Annotated in this window: 24 protein-coding genes and 2 other annotated features; of the genes, 16 read left to right on the top strand and 8 right to left on the bottom strand. The window is 38.8% G+C overall.

Annotation, left to right across the window (positions count from 1 at the left end; all coding sequences use genetic code 11):
- Positions 1-293 precede the first annotated feature (293 nt).
- From BLR79_RS01795 to serS, 12 genes are all read left to right on the top strand, one after another.
- Positions 294-686, top strand: coding sequence for an ATP-binding cassette domain-containing protein (locus BLR79_RS01795; RefSeq protein ID WP_092084282.1), 393 nt, complete (start codon positions 294-296; stop codon positions 684-686).
- A gap of 72 nt (positions 687-758) precedes the next feature.
- Positions 759-1007, top strand: a binding site (T-box leader).
- Positions 1008-1119: 112 nt separating this feature from the next.
- Positions 1120-2238: a 5-methyltetrahydropteroyltriglutamate--homocysteine S-methyltransferase gene (locus tag BLR79_RS01800; protein ID WP_092084284.1), complete on the top strand. Its 1119-nt coding sequence runs from the start codon at positions 1120-1122 to the stop codon at positions 2236-2238.
- A gap of 433 nt (positions 2239-2671) precedes the next feature.
- The gene (locus tag BLR79_RS01805) at positions 2672-4174 is read left to right on the top strand and encodes a 2-isopropylmalate synthase (protein ID WP_092084286.1); all 1503 of its coding nucleotides are present in this window, start codon (positions 2672-2674) and stop codon (positions 4172-4174) included.
- Positions 4175-4199: 25 nt separating this feature from the next.
- A complete protein-coding gene (leuB, locus tag BLR79_RS01810; RefSeq protein ID WP_092084288.1) occupies positions 4200-5261 on the top strand; it encodes a 3-isopropylmalate dehydrogenase in 1062 nt (353 codons plus the stop codon).
- The gene (gene leuC / locus BLR79_RS01815) at positions 5261-6667 is read left to right on the top strand and encodes a 3-isopropylmalate dehydratase large subunit (protein ID WP_092084290.1); all 1407 of its coding nucleotides are present in this window, start codon (positions 5261-5263) and stop codon (positions 6665-6667) included. The genes leuB and leuC overlap by 1 nt, the downstream gene beginning before the upstream one ends.
- Positions 6645-7256, top strand: a complete 612-nt coding sequence (gene leuD / locus BLR79_RS01820; RefSeq protein ID WP_092084292.1) for a 3-isopropylmalate dehydratase small subunit — start codon at positions 6645-6647, stop codon at positions 7254-7256. The genes leuC and leuD overlap by 23 nt, the downstream gene beginning before the upstream one ends.
- A 17-nt stretch (positions 7257-7273) precedes the next feature.
- A complete protein-coding gene (locus BLR79_RS01825) occupies positions 7274-8056 on the top strand; it encodes an L-threonylcarbamoyladenylate synthase (protein WP_092084294.1) in 783 nt (260 codons plus the stop codon).
- Positions 8057-8276: 220 nt separating this feature from the next.
- Positions 8277-8900: a 50S ribosomal protein L25 gene (locus BLR79_RS01830; RefSeq protein ID WP_092084296.1), complete on the top strand. Its 624-nt coding sequence runs from the start codon at positions 8277-8279 to the stop codon at positions 8898-8900.
- Positions 8901-8972: 72 nt separating this feature from the next.
- Positions 8973-10148: a tRNA epoxyqueuosine(34) reductase QueG gene (queG, locus tag BLR79_RS01835; protein ID WP_092084298.1), complete on the top strand. Its 1176-nt coding sequence runs from the start codon at positions 8973-8975 to the stop codon at positions 10146-10148.
- Positions 10145-10672 carry a tRNA (uridine(34)/cytosine(34)/5-carboxymethylaminomethyluridine(34)-2'-O)-methyltransferase TrmL gene (trmL, locus tag BLR79_RS01840; RefSeq protein WP_092084300.1) on the top strand — a complete coding sequence of 176 codons (528 nt, stop codon included), beginning with the start codon at positions 10145-10147 and terminating at the stop codon, positions 10670-10672. Before queG ends, trmL begins: the two co-directional genes overlap by 4 nt.
- A 27-nt stretch (positions 10673-10699) precedes the next feature.
- Complete coding sequence (locus BLR79_RS01845; RefSeq protein ID WP_092084302.1) at positions 10700-11668, top strand: tocopherol cyclase family protein; 969 nt, start codon at positions 10700-10702, stop codon at positions 11666-11668.
- A 56-nt stretch (positions 11669-11724) separates the two neighbouring features.
- Positions 11725-11935 (top strand) — a binding site (T-box leader).
- Positions 11936-11981: 46 nt separating this feature from the next.
- A complete protein-coding gene (gene serS / locus BLR79_RS01850; RefSeq protein ID WP_092084304.1) occupies positions 11982-13274 on the top strand; it encodes a serine--tRNA ligase in 1293 nt (430 codons plus the stop codon).
- Between the two features lie 46 nt (positions 13275-13320).
- Here the strand turns inward: serS and msrA are convergent, their stop codons facing one another.
- Together msrA and BLR79_RS01860 are read right to left on the bottom strand one after the other, a co-directional pair.
- Positions 13321-13851 carry a peptide-methionine (S)-S-oxide reductase MsrA gene (msrA, locus tag BLR79_RS01855; RefSeq protein WP_092084306.1) on the bottom strand — a complete coding sequence of 177 codons (531 nt, stop codon included), beginning with the start codon at positions 13849-13851 and terminating at the stop codon, positions 13321-13323.
- 58 nt (positions 13852-13909) lie between these two features.
- On the bottom strand, positions 13910-14758 hold the full coding sequence (locus BLR79_RS01860) for an undecaprenyl-diphosphate phosphatase (protein WP_092084308.1): 849 nt from the start codon (positions 14756-14758) through the stop codon (positions 13910-13912).
- Positions 14759-15008: 250 nt separating this feature from the next.
- Here BLR79_RS01860 and BLR79_RS01865 point away from each other — a divergent pair, with 250 nt between their 5' ends.
- The 4 genes from BLR79_RS01865 to cysE all read left to right on the top strand — a co-directional run bounded on the left by BLR79_RS01865 (position 15009) and on the right by cysE (position 18375).
- Complete coding sequence (locus tag BLR79_RS01865) at positions 15009-15422, top strand: PTS sugar transporter subunit IIA (protein ID WP_234970769.1); 414 nt, start codon at positions 15009-15011, stop codon at positions 15420-15422.
- Between the two features lie 84 nt (positions 15423-15506).
- Positions 15507-16910, top strand: coding sequence for an aldehyde dehydrogenase family protein (locus BLR79_RS01870; protein WP_092084310.1), 1404 nt, complete (start codon positions 15507-15509; stop codon positions 16908-16910).
- 20 nt (positions 16911-16930) lie between these two features.
- Positions 16931-17818 carry a cysteine synthase A gene (cysK, locus tag BLR79_RS01875; RefSeq protein WP_092084312.1) on the top strand — a complete coding sequence of 296 codons (888 nt, stop codon included), beginning with the start codon at positions 16931-16933 and terminating at the stop codon, positions 17816-17818.
- A gap of 23 nt (positions 17819-17841) precedes the next feature.
- Positions 17842-18375 (top strand): serine O-acetyltransferase, encoded by a 534-nt coding sequence (gene cysE, locus BLR79_RS01880; RefSeq protein WP_092084314.1) that lies wholly within the window; start codon positions 17842-17844, stop codon positions 18373-18375.
- A gap of 52 nt (positions 18376-18427) precedes the next feature.
- On the opposite strand, the gene BLR79_RS01885 is transcribed toward cysE, so the two are convergent.
- From BLR79_RS01885 to BLR79_RS01910, 6 genes are all read right to left on the bottom strand, one after another.
- Positions 18428-19627, bottom strand: a complete 1200-nt coding sequence (locus tag BLR79_RS01885) for an NAD(P)H-dependent oxidoreductase (RefSeq protein ID WP_092084316.1) — start codon at positions 19625-19627, stop codon at positions 18428-18430.
- Entirely contained in the window at positions 19624-20250 is a 627-nt protein-coding gene (locus tag BLR79_RS01890) for an NADPH-dependent FMN reductase (RefSeq protein WP_092084318.1), read from the bottom strand. The genes BLR79_RS01885 and BLR79_RS01890 overlap by 4 nt, the downstream gene beginning before the upstream one ends.
- Positions 20251-20394: 144 nt before the next feature.
- Positions 20395-20865, bottom strand: coding sequence for an FMN-binding protein (locus tag BLR79_RS01895; protein ID WP_092084320.1), 471 nt, complete (start codon positions 20863-20865; stop codon positions 20395-20397).
- Positions 20862-21497 carry a molybdenum cofactor guanylyltransferase gene (gene mobA / locus BLR79_RS01900; protein WP_092084322.1) on the bottom strand — a complete coding sequence of 212 codons (636 nt, stop codon included), beginning with the start codon at positions 21495-21497 and terminating at the stop codon, positions 20862-20864. Before mobA ends, BLR79_RS01895 begins: the two co-directional genes overlap by 4 nt.
- The gene (locus tag BLR79_RS01905) at positions 21487-22446 is read right to left on the bottom strand and encodes a TDT family transporter (protein ID WP_092084324.1); all 960 of its coding nucleotides are present in this window, start codon (positions 22444-22446) and stop codon (positions 21487-21489) included. The genes mobA and BLR79_RS01905 overlap by 11 nt, the downstream gene beginning before the upstream one ends.
- Positions 22443-24530 carry a molybdopterin oxidoreductase family protein gene (locus tag BLR79_RS01910; RefSeq protein WP_092084326.1) on the bottom strand — a complete coding sequence of 696 codons (2088 nt, stop codon included), beginning with the start codon at positions 24528-24530 and terminating at the stop codon, positions 22443-22445. Before BLR79_RS01910 ends, BLR79_RS01905 begins: the two co-directional genes overlap by 4 nt.
- Positions 24531-24545: the final 15 nt, after the last annotated feature.

Consider the following 24545-nt stretch of genomic DNA (forward strand, 5'->3'; position numbering starts at 1 on the left):
TGAAGACTTTCTTAAGGAAGTAACCTTCAAGCGAAATATCATTCCACGTAAATCTCTTAACTACTACACTCCCCTGGAGGTTTTCTTGGCCCATCTTTTGGATCAAACATCTGGATATTATGCCAACCACTTAAGAAATATGGTTTCATCAAGCACCTGACTCCTCAAGAGTCGCTAGCGCTTTTCCTCTTGACCAGCCAGGAGCTTGATGAAGGGAGTTGTTTAAGGTGGTTAGCACAAGTATGTCACCAAGTTCAATCACTCATAATATAGTGTAGAAATTTCTAACTTAAATTGACAATCGAGATTATTTAAAAGACAAACGCTTTAGCACACTATCTCAAGGTGAACAGCGCCGCGTTTTAATCGGCCGGGCGATGATGAACCAGCCGGATTTACTCATTTTAGATGAACCTTGTACGGGATTAGATATTTTAGCAAGAGAAGATGTACTAGAAATGATTGAAGCGATTCCTCAAAGCGATTGTCATTTACTTTATGTCACTCATTATATTGAAGAAATAACTGAAGCGATTACTCACGTTTTACTTGTCGCTGACGGTGAAGTAGTCGCTGCGGGTCCTAAAAAAGAAGTGTTAGTGGATGAGTTATTAACCAAAACCTATAAAATTCCGGTGAGTGTAGAATGGAAAAATAACCGTCCGTGGATCACTGTGGAAAGATAATTAAAAATAATTTAAAATAACCCTTGACAAAATGATAATAAGATTATAGAACAATGATAATCAATCAAATAATTAAAGACATTGAAGAGGAAAGTAGTTGGGATTCTTTTTGAATAGAGAGCTTCCACGGTGGTGAAAGGAAGTAAAAGATGAACAATGAAAATGGCCTCCGAGTCGGTTCGCTGAACTTTTTGTAAGGTTAACCCGTGTGAGCACACGTTACCACAGCCAAAGTATGTTAGTACTTGTTGAGGCACTTAATGAAAGTTAAGTGTAAATGTGGGTGGTACCACGTAGATAAATTGTATCTTCGTCCCTATAGATGTATAGAGTAGTCTGTATATCTATAGGGACTTTTTTATTGGTTAATTTTAATCGCCATTTGATTGATAGTGATTGTTGTATAATTCGATGATATTAGGAGGAAAATAAAATGACTCAACATGCACCATTTCGTTATGATATTGTAGGAAGTTACTTAAGACCTGACACACTCAAAAAAGCCCGTCAAGAACATGAAGAAGGAAAATTAGACTACGAGGGTTTGCGCCGAATTGAAGATGAAGCGATTGTTGATTTAATTAAAAAACAAGTCGATGCAGGCTTGAAATCAATTACAGACGGTGAATTCCGTCGCAGTTGGTGGCATTTAGACTTCTTTTGGGGATTAAAGGGTGTTGAAAAAGTCTTAGGAGACGGCGGTTACCAATTCCATGATAAAGTGACTCGCGCAGAAACTGCCCGCTTAAATGGCAAAGTGAGTGGCGAAAACCATCCATTTGTGGATGACTATAAGTTTTTAAAAGCAAATACCCCTGAAGGTGTTGAAGCTCGCCAAACAATCCCGGCACCGGCTCAATTTATTGCCGAGTTGGAACGACCTGAAAATATTGAGTTGACAACAAAATATTACTCCAACTTCGATGATTTAGTAGAAGACATCGCAACGGCTTACGCCCAAGTAGCAAAGGACTTATATGATGCAGGGCTTCGCACGTTGCAAATCGATGACTGTACATGGGGCATGTTAGCAGGAAAACAATCAGGAGTGGCGATTCCAAATGGCACAGTCATTGAAGAAAATGAAGCCGCTAAAGCATTATATGTTAAAGCCAATAATGCGTTTATTGCTAAATTACCGAAAGACTTAGTCGTCACCACTCATGTCTGTCGCGGAAACTACAATTCATCGTGGGCATCTAAAGGAGCTTATGATAGTGTGGCGACTCCTTTATTTGATGAAGAAAATGTATCAGCTTATTACTTAGAATACGACACCGACCGTTCAGGCGGCTTTGAGCCTTTAGCTAAAGTAACCCCTGGTAAAAAAGTTGTTTTAGGGCTCGTCACTTCTAAAAACGGAACATTAGAAAATCGTGAAGATATTATTGCCCGTATTAAAGAAGCGAGCCGATACGTTCCTTTAGAAGACCTTTATTTAAGTACTCAATGTGGTTTTGCTTCCACTGAAGAAGGAAATATCTTAACTGAAGATGATCAATGGGCTAAAATTGCCTTAGTAAAATCTATCGCAGAAGAAGTATGGTCTTAATTAATAATAAAACAATAACACCTTTAAAACCTTTATGTCTAAGGTTTTAGAGGTGTTTTGTTATCTTTATACAACAGTTTAAAATTAATTGTGAATAAATTTCATTAAAAATGTTGACTTTAAATGTGAGTTAGATTAGTATTGTAAATAAGATTACTAATCATTTATTTAGAAAAGGAGAAAAAATCATGTTTAATACATTGTTATTACAATTGAATATTTTATTATTAAACAGTGATTTATACTTTTCTAATCTATGAGGCTGTTTTAATTTGTGGTGCCTACATGGATAGAAATTCCAAGTAGGTCATCCCAGTTAGAAAGCAATAGATTATATGTTTAACATATACCATTGAACTACTTACCGGATATAACGACCTAACTTGGAACCGTTCTGAGTTAGGTCTTTTATTATTATGTAAGGAGAATCTAAATGAAAAAGATAGAGTTTTTTGATACAACCCTACGTGACGGGGAACAAACTCCAGGGGTTAACTTTAATACCACTGAGAAAGTTGAACTCGCTAAACAACTTGAACGTTGGGGTGTGGATGTTATTGAAGCCGGTTTTCCGGTGACTTCTCAAGGAGACTTTGAAGCAGTTCAAGCGATTAGTCGTACGTTAAAAAGAGCTCGTGTAGGTGGGTTAGCTCGCTGTGTTAAACGAGATATTGATGTTGCTTATGAAGCACTAAAAGATGCGCCTAATAAACAAATTCATGTCTTTATCGCGACAAGCCCAATTCACCGCGAATATAAGTTGAATATGACAAAAGAAGAAATTCTAGAACGCGTCAAAGAATACGTGACTTACGCTAAGACATTATTCGAACATGTTCAATTTTCACCTGAAGATGCAACACGCACGGAGTGGGATTATTTAGCAAAAGTCGTTGAAACAGCGATTCAAGCCGGCGCCACAGTGATTAATATCCCCGATACGGTCGGTTATACTAACCCAACTGAATACGGCAATTTATTCAAATATTTACAAGAAAATGTTCCAAGCTTTGACCAAGCCGTCTTTTCATCCCATTGTCATGATGATTTAGGAATGGCTGTAGCTAATGCGCTAGCCGCAATTGAAAATGGTGCCCTTCGTGTAGAAGGAACAGTGAATGGCATTGGTGAGCGAGCGGGTAATACGGCTTTAGAAGAAGTTGCGGTGACATTAAAAATTCGTGAACAATACTACCAAGCTGAAAGTAACATTGATCTAAAAGAAACAAAGCGTACAAGTAGTTTAGTCAGTCGTTTATCGGGAATGATGGTTCCTAAAAATAAAGCCGTCGTGGGCGGAAATGCTTTTGCTCATGAATCAGGTATTCACCAAGATGGGGTCTTGAAAAACCCAGAAACCTACGAAATTATTACGCCACAAATGGTTGGGGTTGAAACAAACGAATTACCTCTTGGCAAACTATCCGGTCGTCATGCCTTTGTCGATCGTATGGAAAGTCTAGGCTATGATACGTCAGATTCGCAGCTGATTGATGAGCTATTTAATAACTTTAAAGATTTAGCTGATCGCAAACAACATGTGACTAACTCAGATTTACATGCGATTATGCTAGGTAAAGTGGCCGAAGAAGCCGCGCGTTATGAATTAAGACGTCTACAAGTTCTACAAATTAATGATTATGAACACGTCGCAACGGTTGTTATTAATGAAAAGGATAACGCAGAAGCCGTTAAACAAGACTCAGGTACGGGACCGGGATCTGTAGAAGCGATTTACAGTACAATTAACAAGATTTTAGAAACAGACTATAAATTACTTGAATATTCCATTGAAGCTATTACCGCAGGAAGTGACTCCCAAGCTCAAGTGCATGTTCAAATCGAAAGTCCAGAAGGCGATAAGTTTTATGGAATGGGCGTTGATTCCGACGTTCTAGCGGCATCAGCTAAAGCTTATTTACAAGCTATTCGCTAATTCAACTAATAAAGGAGGTCAGTCAATGACACATATTGTTGTTCTTCCAGGAGATGGGATTGGACCAGAAATTACTAAAAGTGCGTTAGATATTTTACGCGCTGCCCTTGAAGTCACCGGCCAAGAAGATATATACAGTTTTAGTGAACATTGGATCGGGGGAGCAGGGATTGATGCTGTCAATGATCCTTGTCCCCAAGAGACCATTGAAGCGTGTAAGAAAGCCGATGGAATTTTACTAGGAGCCATTGGCGGGCCACAATGGGAGAAAGCACCTAAAACACCTGAAATGGGACTACTGCAGTTGCGTCAATCCTTAGAACTTTACGCCAACGTTCGACCGACTCAAGTAAGAGACGAACTCGTTCATCTATCTCCTTTAAAAGAAGAAATTGTTAAAGGAACGGATTTCGTGATGTTTCGTGAACTGATCGGTGGTTTATACTTTGGGAAACCAAAGTATTATACCGATGAAGAAGCTTTTGACACGATGTATTATAGCCGAGAATCCATTGAACGAATTGTCCGTCAAGGTTTTGAGATGGCGATGAAACGTCGTAAGAAGTTAGCATCTATCGATAAAGCCAACGTTCTAGCCAATAGTAAATTGTGGCGTCAAATTGTCCAAGAAAACAGTAAAGAATATCCCAAAGTGGATGTGGAATATTTATATGTCGACGCTGCCGCGATGAAATTGATTGCTAATCCAAGAGACTTTGATGTGATTGTAACGGAAAACTTATTTGGAGACATTTTAAGTGATGAAGCGTCTATGTTACCAGGCTCTTTAGGACTTTCACCAAGTGCTAGTTACAGCGCCAATGGACCAAGTTTATATGAACCTATTCATGGTTCAGCGCCGGATATAGCAGGCCAAGATAAAGCTAACCCATTATCAATGATTTTATCGGTGACGATGATGTTAAAAGAATCTTTTGCCGAAGACAAGTTAGCTCAGTGGATTGAAGAAGTCACTTTTTCAGCGATTGAAGACGGCTTTTTACCGGGCGATTTAGGTGGCACGACTTCAACATCTACTTTAACAAAAGAAATTATTAATCGCTTGAAGAAAGGAGCGAGTCATTAGTGGGGAAAACATTATTTGATAAATTATGGGATCAACACGTTTTAGCTGGGGAAGAAGGAGAAGCGCAACTGTTATATGTCGACCTTCATTTAATTCATGAAGTAACCTCTCCTCAAGGATTTGAAAGCTTACGTCTTGCTGGTAGACCGCTCCGCGCACCAGAAAAGACGCTAGCAACCATTGATCATAACGTTCCGACGAAGGATATTTTTAATATTCGTGACTTAATTGCGGAAAAACAAATCGAAACCCTTCAAAAAAACTGCCAAGATTTTGGCGTGGAACTATTAGATAATGGCGACGATTATCAAGGGATTGTGCATATGATTGGCCCTGAACAAGGTATTACGCAACCAGGAAAGACCATTGTTTGTGGAGACTCTCATACAGCGTCTCACGGAGCCTTTGGTACGATTGCTTTTGGAATTGGTTCTTCAGAAGTCGAGCATGTGTTTGCGACTCAATGTATTTGGCAAAAGAAACCTAAGAATTTAGGAGTGAAAGTAACGGGCCAACTACAACCTGGAGTGTATTCCAAAGACATTATTTTACATTTAATTAGTGAATACGGAACCGATTTTGGAACAGGCTATGCCTTAGAATTTTTCGGTCCGACGATTGAAGATTTATCAATGGAAGCGCGCATTACTTTATGTAATATGGCCATTGAATTTGGTGCAAAATTTGGTGTGATCCGTCCCGATGAGAAGACCATTGACTATTTAAAAGACCGCCCTCATTCTCCTAAAAATTGGGATGAAGCGGTGGAATATTGGAAGACGCTTAAATCCGATGAAAATGCTCATTATGATGAACTCTTAGAAATTGACGTCACTGATTTGTCTCCTTACGTTACTTGGGGGACCACCCCAGCAATGGGATTGCCTTATGAAGCAAGTTTTCCTAATGTGAGAGACCATAGTGATGAACGTGCGTATGAATACATGGATTTAAAGCCAGGAATGACCTTTGATGAAATTCCTCTATCTTATGTATTTATTGGCTCTTGTACTAACTCACGCATCGAAGACTTAATTGAAGGAGCTAAGTATCTTAAAGGTCGTAAAGTCGCCCCTCATATTGACGCTTATATTGTTCCAGGAAGTCGTCAAGTAAAACTTCAAGCAGAAGAAATGGGACTAGCTCAACAATACATCGACGCAGGGTTTAAATGGCGTGAACCGGGGTGTTCAAGTTGTATCGCAATGAACGGAGATATTATCCCGCCTAAAAAACATTGTGCTTCAACGACCAACCGTAACTTTGAAGGCCGACAAGGACCTGAATCTAGAACCCATTTATGTAGCCCAGCGATGGCTGTGTTAGCTGCTGTTAAGGGGCACTTTTACGATACACGACGAGACGATCAGGAGGTGGCACCGGATGGAACCATTTACAGTGCATAAAGGAACGACCGTTTCTTTAATGGAAGACAATATTAATACAGACCAATTGTTACCTAGTCGCTATTTAAGTCGAATTGAAAAGACAGGTTACGGTGAGTTTTTATTTGACAACTGGCGGTATGATATTGATTTTAAAACAGGTGCGAAAACGCCTAAACCGGACTTTCCTTTAAATAAACCGGACCGTCAAGGAGCGTCTATTTTAATTACCGGAGATAACTTTGCGGGAGGTTCTTCAAGAGAACACGCCGTTTGGGCGCTCGATGATTACGGTTTTCGCGTCGTCATTGCGGGAGGATTTTCAGATATTTTCTATATGAACAGTTTGAAAAATGGCTTACTCGCTTTGACATTACCGCAAAAAGACCGAGACCGATTAGCTAAGCTAAAAGGCGATGAGGAGTTAACCGTCGACTTAGTCGAACAACAAGTTCGCTTAGGCGATGAAGTGTTTCCGTTTCATATTGCCGAAGAATGGCGTCATAAGCTACTTCACGGCATTGACGATATAACAGAAACAATGGAACACGAAGAGGCGATCACTGCCTATGAGAAAAAGTGGAATCAATTTTATGGAATTAATGAATAAAAATGGAGGAATATAAAATGACACAACAACGAATGAAATGGAATGGCGGAGTACAACAAGAAGCAGTGGATCTACTATTAGGAGACGGCGGGGCAATTGTTTGTCCTACTAAAGTAGGGTACATTGTTGGAACAAGTGACTATAAAGGATTAGAGCGTAAATTCGAAATGAAACACCGCGCACGTAATAAACCAGGCGTTGTTCTTGTTGGATCGATGGATCAACTACGTGAAATCGCTGAAATGACACCAGAAATTGAAGATCTATACCAAAAATGTTGGGATAGTGACGCACTCCTTGGATGTATTTTACCTTGGAAAGAAAGCGGTAAGAAATATATTCCAGCTGACGGATCAGAAGAACTCATGACCGACGTATTAGGGACAAGCTGTTTTGTCATTAAATTCGGTGTACCCGGTGAAAAAATTGCGAAAGCGATGTGGGATCAAGACAAACGTCTAATGTTTGCTTCTTCAGCCAACCCATCAGGTAAAGGAAACCGTGGTATGGTTGAATACATTGGTGAAGACATTGAAAATGCAGCAGACTTAATCATTGAAGGTAATGACTACGTCGCATCAATCCAACCAGACAAAACCGTTGAAACGCGTTATGAGCAAGGGGTTATGGTTTCTTTTGTTGACGAAGAAGGAAAGCTTGTTCCGCGTCAAAAACCAACAGACCGTTCAACTTCCCCTTGTCCTGTTTTAATTCGTAAAGGATTAGACGTTGACGAAATTATGGGTTATTTAGCTGAAAGCTGGAACTCATGGGATTACCGTCACGGTCAATATTACTAAAAAGTAAGCCATCAATGGGATCGCACCAACATCTAGTTTGATGCGATTTTCCTTATTTTAATTGCGAAATGCTTAAAATCAATAAAAACCACAGGATCCGTTGATAAAGATCAAATTTACGCTAGCTTTCTTGCGTAATTTTTGATATTATAACGTGTGTGCGATATTATCAATAAAATTATTGGTAATCATTATATTTAAAAAGGAGACAAAAGTACTTATGAAATTAAATGCTAAATTAAGAACTGAAGTAGGTACAGGCGCAGCACGTCGCGATCGTCGTGCAGGGTTAGTTCCTGTATCAATGTATGGTGAAGGTAAAGAAGCCGTCTCATTATTAGTTGACCGCCGCGAATTCGAAAACTTATTAAGAACCGAAGGTGAAAACGCGGTATTCGAAGTAGAATACGATGGAAACACTCAAACAGTTTTCATGAAGTCTTTCGAACGTGCAGCATTAAAAGATGTCATTTACGATATCGAATTACAAGCAATTTCTGCTGACCAACGTCTTGAGGTTGAAGTTCCTGTTCACGTTATTAACGATGATACAATTAAAGTGGGAATTGTTAACCTTGTTCGTGACGCAGTGCTTGTTTCTGCTAAAGCAACAGCGATTCCATCACACTTTACAGTAGACGTTGAAGGAATGGAAATCGGTGACTTACGCGCTATGTCTGATTTAGAGTTACCAGAAGGTGTTGAATCTCTAGAAGAAGCAGACGAAACAGTGGTTACAGTAACAGCTCCAGAAGAAGAACCAGAAGATGTGGATCCAGATGCTGAAGTTGCTGAACCAGAAGTTATCGGCAAATCTGACGATAACGAAGAAGACGCTGAATAATTTAATTCAAGCTATTAGAAGCCACTTACCTTTAGGTAAGTGGTTTTTGTTTTAACATAAAAGGAGGACGCGATGCCTACGCTTAAAGAACGAATCATTGAAGAAGCCCATCGAATTGGCATTGACAAAATCGGCTTTGCTTCCGCGGAACCTTTTGATCATTTAGAAGCTTCTTTAAAGGAACAAAAAGAAAAAGGATATACAAGTGGCTTTGAACATCCCGTCATTGAAGAACGTATTTATCCCGAGAAGATCTTTGCTAAACCTAAGTCAATTATTTCGATTGCGCTCGCTTACCCCAGTCAATTGAAAAATCCGCTACCCCAAGAACGAGGTAATCGTCGCGGGATGTTTGCTAGAGCTTCTTGGGGGATTGATTATCACGATATATTAAGAGAGCGAATGAATCGACTTATCGACTTTATTAAACGAGAAACGCAAACAGCGGAATTTAAACCAATGGTCGACACAGGCGAATTAATTGATGTTGCTGTCGCCCAACGAGCTGGTCTTGGTTTTATTGGACGAAATGGGTTACTCATTACAAAAGAGTTCGGTTCATGGGTTTATTTAGGCGAAATTATTACAGATTTAGAGTTTGAATACGATGAGCCCGTTCCTTTTGGCTGCGGAGATTGTTATCGTTGTGTAACCGCATGTCCAACGGATGCTTTATTAGGAGACGGACGTATGAATGCCAAGCGTTGTTTATCTTATCAAACACAAACAAAAGGCTATATGCCAGTAGAGTTTCGTCGAAAGATGACATCGATCATTTATGGTTGTGATATTTGCCAATTATCTTGCCCTTACAATAAAGGGATTGACTGGCATTTACATGAAGAAATGGAACCAGATCCAGAGTTAGTACAACCAGCCTTAAAAGAGTTATTGACCCTCTCTAACCGAGAATTTAGAGATACTTTTGGTAAAATGGCAGGGTCATGGCGAGGGAAAAAGCCTCTTCAACGAAATGCGATCATTGCTTTAGCTAACTTTAATGATCAATCAGCCATTCCTTTACTCATTGAAATAATGGAAAAAGATCCCAGAGAAATGATCCGCGGAACTGCCGCCTGGGCGATTAGTCAAATTCAAAAGCGTTATAATGAAGCGCTCAACGAGTGTGTTTATGAACAACTTCAAAAAGAAACAGATTTAGAAACCATTGAAGAAATGACAAAAGCTTTAGAAGAATTGAAAAACAAACGTCCACCAAGACAAAAAAGAAACGAGGTCTCTCGATGAAAAATCATATTGTACTTTATGAACCCGTTATTCCAGCTAATACAGGAAATATTGCCCGAACCGCTGCGGGAACTAATACCACTCTTCATTTAATCGAGCCGTTAGGATTCAGTACCGAAGATAAAATGTTAAAACGATCTGGATTAGATTATTGGAACGATGTTGATATACGCTATCACGCATCTTTAGAAGACTTTATGACCTATTTAAATCACCGCCCATTATATTTAATAACAAAGTTCGCTCCCCAAGTTTATTCTGACGCTAATTTAAAAGATAATGAAGCGGGGGAACAATTTTTCATGTTTGGTAAGGAAACAACCGGTTTACCTATTGAATTGATGGAACAATATAAAGAGTATTGTTTACGTATTCCGATGGATGATACCCACGTTCGTTCACTCAATTTATCGAATACGGTTAATATTGTTTTATTTGAAGCGTTACGACAACAAAACTTTGAAAGTTTAGAACAAGTTCACCAATACCGCGACACTCCCAAATCAAGGGAATTGAATTGGTAATACTTACTTTGTTTAAGGAGGAAACGATTGGATAAATGGCAAGTACAACAATTAAAAAGAAAACATTACTTTGAAGGATGGTACTATAAACTTGTTAGTGCTGATGAAAAAACAGTCGTTGCGATCATCCCGAGTTTTGCGATCGATAAGGGACAAATAACTTACGATTTACAACTATTTATTTCAAAAAGATTAACCGATGGCTTTGAGCACGACGTTCATCATTTAACCTTTTCCTCGGATCAGGTGATACTTAGTCAACCAAAGGAACCGATGAAGGTCCAATATGGCAAGAACCGCTTTACAAAAGAAAGTGTTCATTTAAATATTCAAACAACTGATTTATCTCTAGAAGGGTCTTTACAATTAAATCAACTAGAGACATTAAATAAGACAAGATGGATGCCTAACATTATGGGTCCTTTTAGTTATCTTTCTTTTATGGAATGCTTTCATGATATCGGAGCTATGGACGCTTTAATTGAAGGCGAACTTCAACTACAAGGCGAGTCCATTGATTTTACAAATGGCCGCGCCCATTTAGAAAAGGACTGGGGAAGCTCTTTTCCAAAATATTACATTTGGTTGCAGTCGAATCATTTTACCACCCGGCCTCGTTCATTGTTTTTCTCTTGGGCGCATATTCCTCTAGGACCTTTTTGGTTCAATGGGTTTATTTGTCATTTATGGACGGGAAAAGAACATTTAAGGTTTGCGACTTATAATGGAACTAAATGCCACGTTGAGGTCACTGACCCTACTCATGTGAAAATCACTTTGACTAAAGGGCAACACCAATTAATCATCAAAGCTCACCAAACTGGGGGCAGCGTGGATTTAAAAGCACCTAAATTGGGCCTAATGAATCAGACAATTAAAGAAGGGCTTATGGGGTCCGTTTCTTTTTGGTTGTATGAAAAAGAAACGTGTATTTTAGAAGATCACAGTCCTTTAGCTGGGTTGGAGATTGTTTCTGAATTAACTCCTGTAGATTAATATCACGCTGTTTTATGGTCGCGCTTGCATTTTGTAAGAAACATTGTATAATTATAATTAGCACTGTGACTAGTAATTGTAATTCTAGCAGACAGAAAGATAGTGGTTGATGCGAACTATCCTAGTTTACTTTGAATCCCCACAGTTGATGCCTATGAAAACATTGATTAAATAGAGCCGGTGCCATTCCGTTATCATGGATTGAGTGTAAGTTATATGATTGTGTAACTTAAATACGGGTGGTACCGCGAGTCTTTCGTCCCTTTTTGTGGATGGAAGGCTCTTTTTTTATCGAAAGAAAGGGGAAAAATTTATGTTAGACCGTCGTTTATTAATGCAACAATTTGAAGAAACTGCTAAAGCGCTAGAAGAAAGAGGGATTGAGCGCGAAAAGCTGGAAAAATACCGCGAACTGGATAAAGAACGTCGCCAATTAATTCAAGAAACCGAACAAAAGAAACAATATCGCAATGAAATTACTCAAGAAATTGCTCAATTAAAGCGCAATCAAGAAAATGCAGATGATAAAATCCAGCATATGAAAGAAGTGGGCGAAGAAGTTAAAGCTTTAGATCGTCGTTTACATGAAGTCGATGAAGAAATGGCTTATATTGAGCAACGTCTACCTAACGTGGCTCATGCTGATGTACCAGTAGGAGAAGATGAAGAAGACAACAAAGAAATTAGACGTTGGGGCGAGCAAACTAAGTTTGATTTTGAGCCACTCAACCATTGGGATATTGCTGAAAAGTTAGATATTATTGACTTTAAACGAGGTTCAAAAGTATCAGGGAGCCGTTTTGTCTTCTATAAAGGTCTAGGTGCCCGTCTAGAACGTGCGATTTATAACTTTATGTTAGACCAACATACAAAGCATAATGGCTACACAGAAATGATTCCACCTTACATGGTGACGGAACAAAGTATGTTTGGTACAGGACAATATCCTAAGTTTAAAGAAGATACCTTTGAAGTAAAAGATGAGCGCGGCTTAGTATTAATTCCAACAGCCGAAGTTCCATTAACTAACTACTACGCCAATGAAATTTTAGATGCAGATCAATTCCCAATCAAAATGACCGCTCTTTCTCCTTCATTTAGATCTGAAGCGGGAAGTGCTGGACGAGATACAAGAGGATTAATTCGCTTGCACCAATTCCACAAAGTCGAGCTAGTTAAGATTGCTCACCCAGATCATTCTTATGAGGAATTGGAAAGTATGACTCGTAATGCGGAAGAGATTTTAGAATTATTAGAAATTCCATACCGTACGATTGTTTTATGTACAGGAGATATGGGCTTTGCGGCAGCTAAAACTTATGATATTGAAGCATGGATTCCAGCTCAAGATACTTACCGCGAGATTAGTTCATGTTCAAACACTGAAGCGTTTCAAGCGCGCCGTGCAAAAATTCGCTACCGTGATGAAAATGGCAAAACACGCTATGCTCATACATTAAACGGTTCAGGTTTAGCAGTAGGACGCACCTTTGTAGCTGTTTTAGAAAACTATCAACAAGCCGATGGTTCAGTTAAAATACCTGAAGCTCTTGTTCCTTATATGGATGGCATTACCGAAATTCCGGTCCCTGAAAAAAATAAATAATCACATAAAAAGAGCGCTCCCTATCAATAAAGAGAGCGCTCTTAGTTTATTGTTTTTTAAGGTGTTTTTGAGTAAATTCAGCTCGACCTGAGGCTTGTTCACTTAATTGGTAACGCTCAGGGTTTTTACGGTAGAAATCTTGATGATAATCTTCTGCCGGATAAAAAGGACTTGCTTTAGTAATGGGAACGATAATTGGTTTATCAAAGCGACCACTATTTTGTAGAGCTTCTTTAGATTTTTCTGCGATTTCTTTTTGTTCCTTGGTCGTATAGAAAATCTCTGGACGATAGGAGCTACCGCGATCTAAAAACTGACCGCCGGCGTCCGTTGGATCCATCGATGACCAGTAAGTATTTAAAATCTCTTCATATGAAATAAGGGACGGATCAAATTCAATTTCGACTGCTTCAGCATGTCCCGTTGTACCCGAACAAACTTCTTCATAAGTGGGGTTTTCTTTGTGTCCGCCAGTATAGCCTGAAGTCACACGAATGACACCAGGGCGCGTGTCGAAAGGTTCGACCATACACCAAAAACAACCACCAGCTAAAATTGCGATTTCATGTTGTGACATTGTCTTCACTCCTTTTCAAAAGTATAAAAGGTTTGGCTCAATAAAGCGACTAATATGGTTAGAATAAAGGATTTAAGATATAAAAATATAAAATAACTAGAATCCCTAAACCGATACGGTAATAACCAAAGATTTTAAAGTCGTGACGTTTAATGTAATCCAATAAGAATTTAATCGCTAAGACAGATACAATAAACGACACTAACATTCCAGTGATTAAATAAAAGATTTCTGGGACAGTAAAATCAAAGCCAAATTTAACTAGCTTTAAAAGGCTCGCTCCAAACATCACAGGAATACTCATAAAGAAAGAAAATTCTGCCGCGATAAAACGAGACGCTCCCATTAAAAGCCCTCCAATAATTGTCGCTCCAGAACGAGAGGTTCCAGGAATTAAAGCGAGTGCTTGGAATAGTCCCATATAAAAAGCGTGTCGGAATTTTAAATCTTTAAATGACTTAATTTTGCGAGCGTGATTTCCGGATTCTTTCGATTCCACCCAAATGAATAAAATACCGTAGATAATTAACGTTAAAGCAATGACAAAAGGCGTGGATAATTTACTTTCAATTAAGTCATCTAGCGCTAAACCAAATAACGCCGCTGGAACGGATGCTACGGCTACTTTAAGCCATAATACCCACGTATCTTGTCGTTCTTTAGCTGTTTTATTAGGATCTAAAGGGTTTAATTTATTAAAAAAGACAATAATAACAGCTATAATTGATGCTAGTTGAACTAAAACCATAAACATATTAATGAATTCAGGTCTTAAATTTAACGGCACTAAGTTATCAAATAACAGTAAATGCCCTGTACTACTAACAGGTAGCCACTCCGTAATGCCTTGAATAATACTTAAAATAATAATTTTAATCATTTCAACAATATCAAATAATTGTTCCATATAACCACCATTTCTAATTTTTTACCTTTATTAAGTATACACGAATGAACGTCTAATGACCGTTAAAAAATTGTGAACTCTAACGTTTCTTTTGTTCTACCACCCCACATATGGTACTATAAATATACAGAATGATTAACCCTTTTAGAGGAGGAACTAGAATGTTTGGATTTTTCAAAAAGAAAAAAACAAAAAAGAAGTTAATAAAGAAATTACCCTTTATGCGGTAGCAGATGGTGAATTAATTAGTATTGAAGACGTAAGCGATTTAGTTTTCGCTCAAAAAATGATGGGAGACGGGTATGCGATTGTTCCAGCTAATGGACAAATTACTGCTCCTGTTGAAGGAGTCATTAATAACGTTTTCCCAACAAAACACGCCGTTGGTTTTACAGCAAGTGATTTAGAAGTTTTACTTCATATGGGAATCGATACAGTGGCGTTAGATGGCCATCCGTTTAACACGAATGTAAACGAAGGTCAAACTGTGGATGCAAATTCAGTCATCTCACAAGTAGATTTAGACATGTTAGAAAAAGAAGAAAAAGATAACGCCATGATGGTGATCTTTACCAATGGAGCTGACGTCATTGAGTCTTTTGAAATGAATACACCAGGACCTGTTAAAGCAGGCGACGTCGTTGGTAAAATTATTTTAAAATAATTAGTCGATTGAATGAGACGGTAATGGAGAATTGAATAACCAATTTTCCATTACCTTTTTTTATAAAAAAGGAGCGAACTCAAGATGCAGGCACATTACATTAATGGTCAATGGATCCAAGGAGAAGATCGTGAGCAAATTGATGTTTACAATTCCTACACCGGGGAAGTGATTCAACAGATTCCTCAAGCAACCAAAGAAGAAGTCGATCAAGCTGTTAAAGCAGCGAATGAAGCCTTTCGGGTATGGTGCAATACCTCAAAAGAAGAAAGAGCAAAGTACGTAAAACAAATTCGTGATGGAATTGAACGTAATAAAGAAAAATTAGCCGATATTATTACTCAAGAACTCGGTGCTACGAAGCGGACTTCTTTATCAGGACAAGTAGAAAAGTCTTGTGAAGAAATGGATTGTTTACTAGACGCCTTTAAAGATTATTCCTTTGAAGAAACGTTAGAAAATGCTTTAGTTGTTAAGGAGCCTTACGGAGTTGTATCGATGATTACGCCGTGGAATTACCCTTTAAATCAAATTCAACGTAAGTTAACTCCTGCTTTATTAACAGGCAACACAGTCGTTGTTCATCCAAGTAGTAAAACGCCTCTCGCAGCGATTGAATTGGCGCGAATTATCGACGAAGAAACGGATTTGCCTAAAGGCGTCTTTAACCTTATCTTAGGTCGTGGAGGCACGTCGGGAGATTACTTGGCTAACCATCCAAACACACAAGTTATTTCTTTTACTGGCTCTACCAAAGTGGGAAGTCATATGTATGAAAGTGCTAAAGATCATATTAAGCAACTCGTTTTAGAATTAGGTGGTAAGTCAGCGATGTTACTACTAGAAGAGGGTGACGTTGATTTAGCTGTTGAAACGACCCTTAATATGTTACTAGGTAACGTGGGACAAACTTGTACCGTCTTGAGTCGTTTGTTTATTCCGTCCTCCATTAAAGAAGTCGTCTATCAAAAGATCACTGATTTTTATGAAAATAACGTAGTTTTAGGCGATCCAGCCGATGAAAAGACGACGTTAGGTCCTTTAATTGACCAAAACCAAAAAGAACGCGTCGAAGAATATATTAAAGTCGGTCTAAAAGAGGGTGCTCGTCGTCTAGTTGGGCGTTCCCAAGTCGATCTAAAGGGTCCTTTTGTTGATTTAACGGTCTTTGTTGATGTAACAAATGATATGAAAATTGCTCAAGAAGAAATTTTTGGTCCTGTGTTGAGTGTTATTACCTATGACGACTTACAAACAGCTATCAATGAAGTCAATGATTCCGATTATGGTCTTTCAGGAGCAGTCGTTGGACCAAAGGAAAAAGCCATAAAGGTCGCCCGTCAACTAGAAACCGGTCTTGTGAGTGTCAATAATGGTCGTCGTAATTCATCTGCGCCAATGGGGGGCCATAAATTATCAGGATTGGGCCAAGAAGTGGGCATTTATAGTTTAGAAGATTACTTACAAACTAAATCTATTTTCTTATAAGATTTTAAAGGAGGTCAATAATGAAAGTGTTAGAAACAATTGGAGGAACTCCTCTCGTTCAACTTCAATCGATTCATTCAAATATTTACGTCAAAATTGAAAAAACAAACCCGATGTCCAGTATTAAAGACCGTCCTGCTTTTCAAATGATTCATGATGCGATTGAACGAGGCGAATTAAAGCCAGGGATGAAAATTATTGAGCCAACAAGTGGAAATACGGGCATCGCGCTGGCATTTATTGGCAGTCAATTAGGCTATGAAGTAGTCATCACAATGCCTGAGACGATGAGTCAAGAGCGAAAAGATGTCATCCGTTCTCTAGGAGCAACGTTAATTTTAACTTCTGGTGATAAAGGAGTTCAAGGAGCGGTCGATAAAGCTAAAGAACTTGTTAAAGAAGGTGGCTATTATATGCCAGATCAATTTAATAACCCTTCTAACATAAAGTCTCACTACAAGGCGACGGGACCTGAGATTTATCAAGAAAAATCTAATATTAAAGGTTTTATCGCCGGGGTTGGGACAGGAGGAACCGTATCCGGAGTGGGGAAATATTTAAAAGAACAAAATCCTTCCATTCAAGTGTGGACTCTAGAGCCAGCCTCTTCAGCCCTTATTACTAAAGGTGAAGCAGGGCCTCATAAAATACAAGGAATCGGAGCCAACTTTATTCCTGGAAACTATCGACCGGAATTTATTGATCACGTTATTACAGTGACCGATGAAGAAGCGATTGAAATGGCTAAACGTCTAGCAAAAGAAGAAGGGTTATTTGTAGGTATTTCTTCAGGCGCTAACGTTTGCGGTGCGTTAAAAATGAGTCAACAAATTGAAGGTCCAATCGTGACCGTCTTACCTGATACCGCGGAACGTTACTATTCAACTGCTTTATTTAATGAAGAATAATTGATGAGAAATGAGGAGCATAGATGCGTTTAAAAGATCGCATTGATTATGCAAAGTACATTCAATCCATCGACCCCGCCGCTAGTTCCTTATTAGAAGTGTTGTTGTTTTATCCAGTGATTTCAGCGATAAGTAGCCACCGTAAGGCACATCGTTTGTATAATAAAGGATACAAAACACTCGCTCGATGGATTAGTCACCGCTCTAGGAAAAAAACAGGCATTGAAATTCATCCTGGAGCAAAAATTGGTCAATATTTATTCATCGATCACGGCATGGGTGTTGTGATTGGAGAAACAGCAAAAATTGGCGATTATGTGACGATCTATCACGGAGTGACTTTAGGCGGAACAGGTCAACAAAAAAATTGCCTAAGACATCCGCAAGTAGGAGACAATGTCTTAATCGGAGCCGGCGCTATTTTACTTGGACCGATTTCTGTAGGAAATGGAGCAAAAATAGGAGCCGGAGCGGTGGTCTTAGAAGATGTTAAAGATCACTCTACTGTTGTCGGATCGCCAGCGTTACGTACAATTCGTCAAAAAATTAAAAAATAAAGACCCCTAAAGTATTGCGATCCCTCGCAGTAACTTTAGGGGATTTTTATCGTTAATGTTCAGATGCACTTGTTGTAGCATCGTCTTGTGAAGTTTCTTCAACGACTTCTTCTACAACTTCTTCAGTCACCCAATCAGTTGCCTCTTTAGCGACTAATTGTTGACCTGTTTGATCTAAGTACCATTCAACAAGAGGTTGTAAGTTTTGGACGTATTCATAAAATCCTTTAAATTCTCCCGTTTCATCATGAAGAGCACGGTAGTCATGTAACACAAACTCATTTTGATCATTAATAAAGTAAGTAGGAATATGTTCTTCATACCCAGCTCTTAATTGTCCGATAACGGTGGCCAAATCTTCATGGGTTTCTTTTGGATAAAGATGGGCTAAGCTCGATCCTAAATCTTCGTCGTGACGTTTAATCAACGTCGGCGGGTCCATCGGGCGGTTATGATATAAATATTGGTTATTGTTATCGATAAAGGATAATTCAACCGGCAAATTATTGAGTAGCCAATTAATTTGATCGACAGTTAGAAGCCCTTTATCTAACTGGACGTATTGTTGGCCTGATACAGCCTTTGTTTTTTGACTTGCTTGAGTAAACCAGTGGTTAGTATTCATTTCCACACCCTCAATGGTTGTATTAGTTCCAGCGTTAGCGTTTAAATCTTCCACACCTAGCTCGGGTTTGACTTTAAGGGTTTGGATCGCTTTTGCGTACTCCATAAACTTTTGAATGACTGAACGTAAAAAGACAATGGTTCCTTCATCTTTTAAGCGTCCATACATATCAAAGGCTGTTTTAGCTTCATTGAGTAAAAACTCCGTTCCTGGCATCGTCATCGCATCCACTCCCGGCGCTTCTAAAATTTGACGTAAATGAAGCTGCGAACGAGACGTTCCTTGATTGTGATAAGACGCGCCGATAATGAGGACCGGTTTATGGCGTAAAGGATGGACTTTATAAGATAACCATTCAATTAAACTACTTAATCCAGCAGGGATTGTATGGTTATGTTCTGGAGTAGAAATAATAACCCCTTCTGCTTGATGAATTTTACGTACAATAGTATGAACAGGCCCTTCATCAGTTAATTGACTTTCATCTCGGTCAAATAAAGGAACTTGATCAATTTCTAAAATTTCTAAATCAATTAAGTCTGCATATTCTTTTTGAATAAATTGAAGTAACTCGCGGTTGTAAGACTGCTCAGCAGGAGAGCCGACAATTCCAACTAATTTCATCATTTAATTTGCTCCTTTTTATCTTTGTCCCATGAAAAATCCTTTGCTTCTTGTTTGTTTGAGCCATATTTTTGAATTAAATCATTGGTCAAATCACAAAAGATTAAATATTCTGCAAAAATTTGGTCTAACTGTTGGCGAATAGCAGGGTCTACTAATTTCCCCTCTTCGTCAAAAGCTTGTAAAGAATAACCGAGCATAAACTCTAAGTTAGGCATGACGCGAGCTCTAATGTCGTTGGAGTCAAGAATTTGTCTTAAGTGAGCTTGAGCTCTGGAAGAGCCTAGACGACCATAAGAAGCTCCGGTAATCATTACGGGTTTATCGACTAAAGGATAAATATAATAACTTAACCAATGTAAAGCGTTACGTAATGCTGAAGGAATCGTATGGTTATATTCTGGCGTACTAATAATAACACCATCGGCTGCTTCGATTTTTTGAGCCATTTCTAACACACGTTTTGGTACTTTCTTATCACTAGGTTTATTAAAAACAGGTAGTCCTGCGATTTCCATCAATTCAATGTGAGCTTGATCTTTAAAGTGATCTTGCATATAACATAATAATTGACGGTTGGTTGAAGGAGATGAGTTGTTTCCTACAATAGCAATCAATTGTTTCATTTAGTTTTGCACTCCTTTTAAAGTGAGAATCGTTCTAACTATAATATGTCGCAATAATTCATTTAATGCAACATTGGATAAAAATCACAAACTTCATGTTAACTGAAAACTCCTTCGGCCAAAAGGGACGAAGGAGAGAGTGGATTAACGTTTGCGCATCGCCTGAGAAAGTTGAGCGGCAGGTTGGAAAGATTGATTATGATCTAAAGTAGAAAGACGGGACGCTTGTGATGAAGACTTGGCCGATGCTGGAGCGATCCATTGATCGGACGCTTCATTTGTAAATTGATCCACAGCTTGTTGTAGCGCTTTTTTAACACCGTCTTTAATAGCATCGGTCGTTACAGTAGCACTAGACACTGCGTCCACGTCTAGACGACCTTCACGTAGAATATCGTGAGGGATTTTATTAATCGCTAAGTCTCCAATACCGACCGTTTCATATTCTTCAATCACTTCAATATCTTTTAATTCAACAGCGACTTTGACGACAACGTCACCAAATAATCCTTTACCGATCCCAATAAATTCGTTCTCTTTTGTTTCGTGATGATACTGGCTTGGCTGATAGGAAAACGTGGCACTCGTTGTCGCGTCGTGGGTTGAATGATTCATGTAAGTAACCTCCTTTCTACTAACTTTTCGTAATCTAGTCGTTCTTGTGGGGTGTTTAAATTAAGCATCCATTCATCTAGTGATTGGTTCATATTAAATGCATCAAAATCAATAAAGCTTAATGGAAGTTGCTTAATAAAATACCTTAACTTTAACTCTCGTTGTGTTAATGATTTATTCAATAAAGAAAGAATGCTTTTATGGTAGAAAGCGTGAAATGGGTATAGATCAATGGATTGATGCTTGCTTTGTAATAGGCATCCTTTCGTTTGATCATTCATTAATTTGGAAAATTGGTGACGAATCAGTGTCTCGCTTAACTTTGGCATATCACAAGCCGTTAAAAAGAAAGAGTCATAAGCCATCTCTTGAATGCTTGCTTGCATACCTGCTAAAGGACCTAGCCCCTTAAAAGAAGGGACATCTTGGATCACTTTAACCGGAAGAGATTGATATAATTGAGGTTTATTGGAGACAACGATGACTTCTTCAAATAAAGTATTTAACTGACTAATTAATGAGCCCATTAACCATTGTCCATTTAATATTAGTTGTTGTTTATCTTCTTTCATTCGCCTGCTTTGACCGCCAGCTAAAATCACTGCGCTGGCGGGTAATTTGTTAAGCTTCATAGGCTTTAGCAATTTTAACGTCAACACCGAAGATGCTAATCATCATGCGAATAAAGACGTAACCAATGACACAAGTAGCTAAGTATAATTGAATACCACGAATTTGTTCAGCGATATAAGCCCACTTCACTAGTTCATATTTGTTAAAGTATTGCACCATACTAGCACTTGCTACGACACCAATAGCCATTGGGAACGTAATTCCCGCAAAACTTGGCATAAAACTAAAGGCTAGGAAAGAAGGTAACTTAATAAAGTAGAACAGTAATGAAAGTAAAAGTAACCCATACAGTAAGTAAACTAACGGTTTAAAAGGTTCCGGGTACATTTTTAAATAAGTCACTAAACTCAAGCTAACCGGGGCAATAATAATGGCCTGAGTATGATAGACTGCCTTTTCAAAAGGATGAGTCAATAGTCGCTTAATAGTGGTCGGTAATAAAAACAAGTAAATACCGATACAATACCACGTAATCATTTTTTGTAATGGAAGAAATCCCATCATATCGCCAATAACGACCGCCACGGCTAAACCGTTATAAGTAACAAACCAAGCCGGCACATAAAAATGCGTCTTAAAGTGCGCAAAAGCGTGTTTAATAGTAAAGATCATAATATGGATAATATGAACCGTTACGGCAATAAGCCATAATACTTTAGCAACAGGTAAGGAAAATTGGGCAATATATTGACTAAAGATCATTAAACACATCGACCAGCCTGCGTATAAGGCACATAAAATCGGATGATTATATTCTTCTTTAAATTGTTGAGGGTGATCAATGACTTTTAAAGTAGCACAAATCCACAAAGCACCACATAAAACCATAAAGATATGCCTCACCCATGTAAATCCTAAGCCGTTAAAAACGTTTGATAAAGTTAATACTCCAACGAGAGCTGGAAGCATTGGAACAGGTAATGTTTTTAACCATTGTTTAAAGTTCATTGGACACTTCCTTCCCACTTTTCAACGCGAACGGGAGCCGATTTATAGGCCGGTTCTTTAGAGTAAGAATCATAAACAGAAGCGGTCAGCTGGTTACATTCGATGTAATGAATCGGTGCAAAGACTTCATCGTTTCGCTGGCGGTCAAAGATGTGAACATCAAATAGCGCTTGCTCTCCGTTAGAAGAGTAGATCATAACGCGATCTTCTTCTGTCACGTCTAACTCTTTAGCCATCAACGGCCCCATCACTACGTAAGCATTTTCTGGGTTAATTTGATGGTTCGCGCTAATTTCACGTGTTCTTGAACGAGTATGCCATGCAGCGGCTGAACTGCGTCCCGTATTAAAGACCGTTGGGAATTCTTCGGTGGTTGGCATTGGATTTTCTAAAGGTTCTTCAAAGATAAAGTTCGCTCGTCCGTCCGGGGTGAAGAATTGACCATCCTCGTACAGACTGCGCTCGTCTTCTTTCAAAATAGCTCCTTGGGGGAAAGGCCATTGAACGCCTTTTGAACGAGTTAATTCATCCCATTGAACCCCTGTAATATCACAAGGCATGTTTCGCGATGTTTCTTTCATCATTTCAAAAATCTTTCTTGGCTCATCCCAACGAGAGATATCCATACCTAACTTTTCCGCAACCCCTAAGAAAACTTCTTGGTCGGTTCGTTCGTCTTCTGTTTTAGAAATAACTGGTCGAACAGGAGACAAGCGACGTTCCGTATTAATAATTGTACCTTCTTTTTTAATACCCGGAACGACTGGGAAAAAGACTGACGCTAATTCAGAGGTTTCAGTGTCATCATACAAATCTTGTACGACGAAGAGTTCTAGTTTTTCTACCGCTTCCATAAAGGTCTTGTTATTGGTCCAACTATGGCGTGGGTTCGTACAGATGATCCACAATCCTTTTATTTTACCAGAGTTAACTCCTTCGACAATTTCGTTATAAGGAATGGTTGGCTTTTTAGCTAAGTAATCAGGAGTAACGCCAAAGATATCAGCAATTCGCTCACGTTCAGCTTCGTTGGTGTAGTCTGCTCCACCATGAAGAGCCGTTGTATTACTAAACAAACGTGATCCCATTGCGTTTGTTTGACCTGTTAATGAGTTAGCTCCTGTTCCTGGTTTGCCGATATTACCTGTCATGAGAGCTAAGTTAATGATAGATTGAGCTACACGCACACCTTCATAGTGTTGGTTAACTCCCATGGTCCACCAAAAACTGACGCGTTTACCGGTCATAATTAAATCGGCTAATTCAAGGAATTGTTCTTTACTTAAGCCAGTGGTTTTAACGCCACGTTCTAAAGTAAAGTCTTTAACGAATTCTTTAAAGGATTCAAAGTGATTGGTATGTTGTTGAATAAAATCATGATCCAAGTGGTCTCGCTCAATTAAAATATTCGCTAAGGTATAGAATAGAGTTAAGTCACTGTCATGTTTAATAGGGTAGTGATAATCAGCCTCTTGAGCTGTTTCTGAACATCTTGGGTCAATCACAATAATGCGATCAGACGGTTTGCGACTTGCTCTGACGCGGTTCCAAATAATCGGGTGAGCGACCACAGGGTTAGCACCGACATAAATAATCGTATCAGAAAGTTCCATATCTTTAATCGTGTAGCCCGGTGCATCAAAGCCAAAGGACTGCTTATGCGCCACGACGGCAGTCGCCATACATAAACGGGTATTTCCATCTAAGTTGGCTTGTAAGTGGTTGCGCATCATATGACCTAATAAAGCAAAGTCTTCGACTAACAGTTGTCCGGTACTAATCCCGGCAAAGGCTTCTTCGCCATACTTTTTTTGAATAGCTTGAATTTTCTCAGCTACATGCTCAAACCCTTCATCCCAAGAGACCACTTTCATCGAACCGTCTTCTTGTCTAATTTTAGGCAATGGGTTCGGACGATGAATGGTTTGTTGTTTATCTAAATTTAGTCCTTTAATACATAAAAGGCCAGGGTTTACGGGATAGCCGGATTTAGGAATAATTTTTTTAATTTCATCATTTTCAACTAAAAAATCTAAACCACATGAAATCGCACAATAGTTACATGTGGATTGAATTCGCTCCATGACTGATTCTCCTTT

It is taken from the genome of Dolosicoccus paucivorans (genome assembly GCF_900100125.1).
GTDB classification, from domain to species: domain Bacteria; phylum Bacillota; class Bacilli; order Lactobacillales; family Aerococcaceae; genus Dolosicoccus; species Dolosicoccus paucivorans.

Coding starts and splice junctions, on each gene's coding strand:
- BLR79_RS01800 (WP_092084284.1), top strand. CDS start 1,120: ATGACTCAACATGCACCATTTCGTTATGATATTGTAGGAAGTTACTTA.
- BLR79_RS01805 (WP_092084286.1), top strand. CDS start 2,672: ATGAAAAAGATAGAGTTTTTTGATACAACCCTACGTGACGGGGAACAA.
- leuB (WP_092084288.1), top strand. CDS start 4,200: ATGACACATATTGTTGTTCTTCCAGGAGATGGGATTGGACCAGAAATT.
- leuD (WP_092084292.1), top strand. CDS start 6,645: ATGGAACCATTTACAGTGCATAAAGGAACGACCGTTTCTTTAATGGAA.
- BLR79_RS01825 (WP_092084294.1), top strand. CDS start 7,274: ATGACACAACAACGAATGAAATGGAATGGCGGAGTACAACAAGAAGCA.
- BLR79_RS01830 (WP_092084296.1), top strand. CDS start 8,277: ATGAAATTAAATGCTAAATTAAGAACTGAAGTAGGTACAGGCGCAGCA.
- queG (WP_092084298.1), top strand. CDS start 8,973: ATGCCTACGCTTAAAGAACGAATCATTGAAGAAGCCCATCGAATTGGC.
- trmL (WP_092084300.1), top strand. CDS start 10,145: ATGAAAAATCATATTGTACTTTATGAACCCGTTATTCCAGCTAATACA.
- serS (WP_092084304.1), top strand. CDS start 11,982: ATGTTAGACCGTCGTTTATTAATGCAACAATTTGAAGAAACTGCTAAA.
- msrA (WP_092084306.1), bottom strand. CDS start 13,851: ATGTCACAACATGAAATCGCAATTTTAGCTGGTGGTTGTTTTTGGTGT.
- BLR79_RS01860 (WP_092084308.1), bottom strand. CDS start 14,758: ATGGAACAATTATTTGATATTGTTGAAATGATTAAAATTATTATTTTA.
- BLR79_RS01870 (WP_092084310.1), top strand. CDS start 15,507: ATGCAGGCACATTACATTAATGGTCAATGGATCCAAGGAGAAGATCGT.
- cysK (WP_092084312.1), top strand. CDS start 16,931: ATGAAAGTGTTAGAAACAATTGGAGGAACTCCTCTCGTTCAACTTCAA.
- cysE (WP_092084314.1), top strand. CDS start 17,842: ATGCGTTTAAAAGATCGCATTGATTATGCAAAGTACATTCAATCCATC.
- BLR79_RS01885 (WP_092084316.1), bottom strand. CDS start 19,627: ATGATGAAATTAGTTGGAATTGTCGGCTCTCCTGCTGAGCAGTCTTAC.
- BLR79_RS01890 (WP_092084318.1), bottom strand. CDS start 20,250: ATGAAACAATTGATTGCTATTGTAGGAAACAACTCATCTCCTTCAACC.
- BLR79_RS01895 (WP_092084320.1), bottom strand. CDS start 20,865: ATGAATCATTCAACCCACGACGCGACAACGAGTGCCACGTTTTCCTAT.
- mobA (WP_092084322.1), bottom strand. CDS start 21,497: ATGAAGCTTAACAAATTACCCGCCAGCGCAGTGATTTTAGCTGGCGGT.
- BLR79_RS01905 (WP_092084324.1), bottom strand. CDS start 22,446: ATGAACTTTAAACAATGGTTAAAAACATTACCTGTTCCAATGCTTCCA.
- BLR79_RS01910 (WP_092084326.1), bottom strand. CDS start 24,530: ATGGAGCGAATTCAATCCACATGTAACTATTGTGCGATTTCATGTGGT.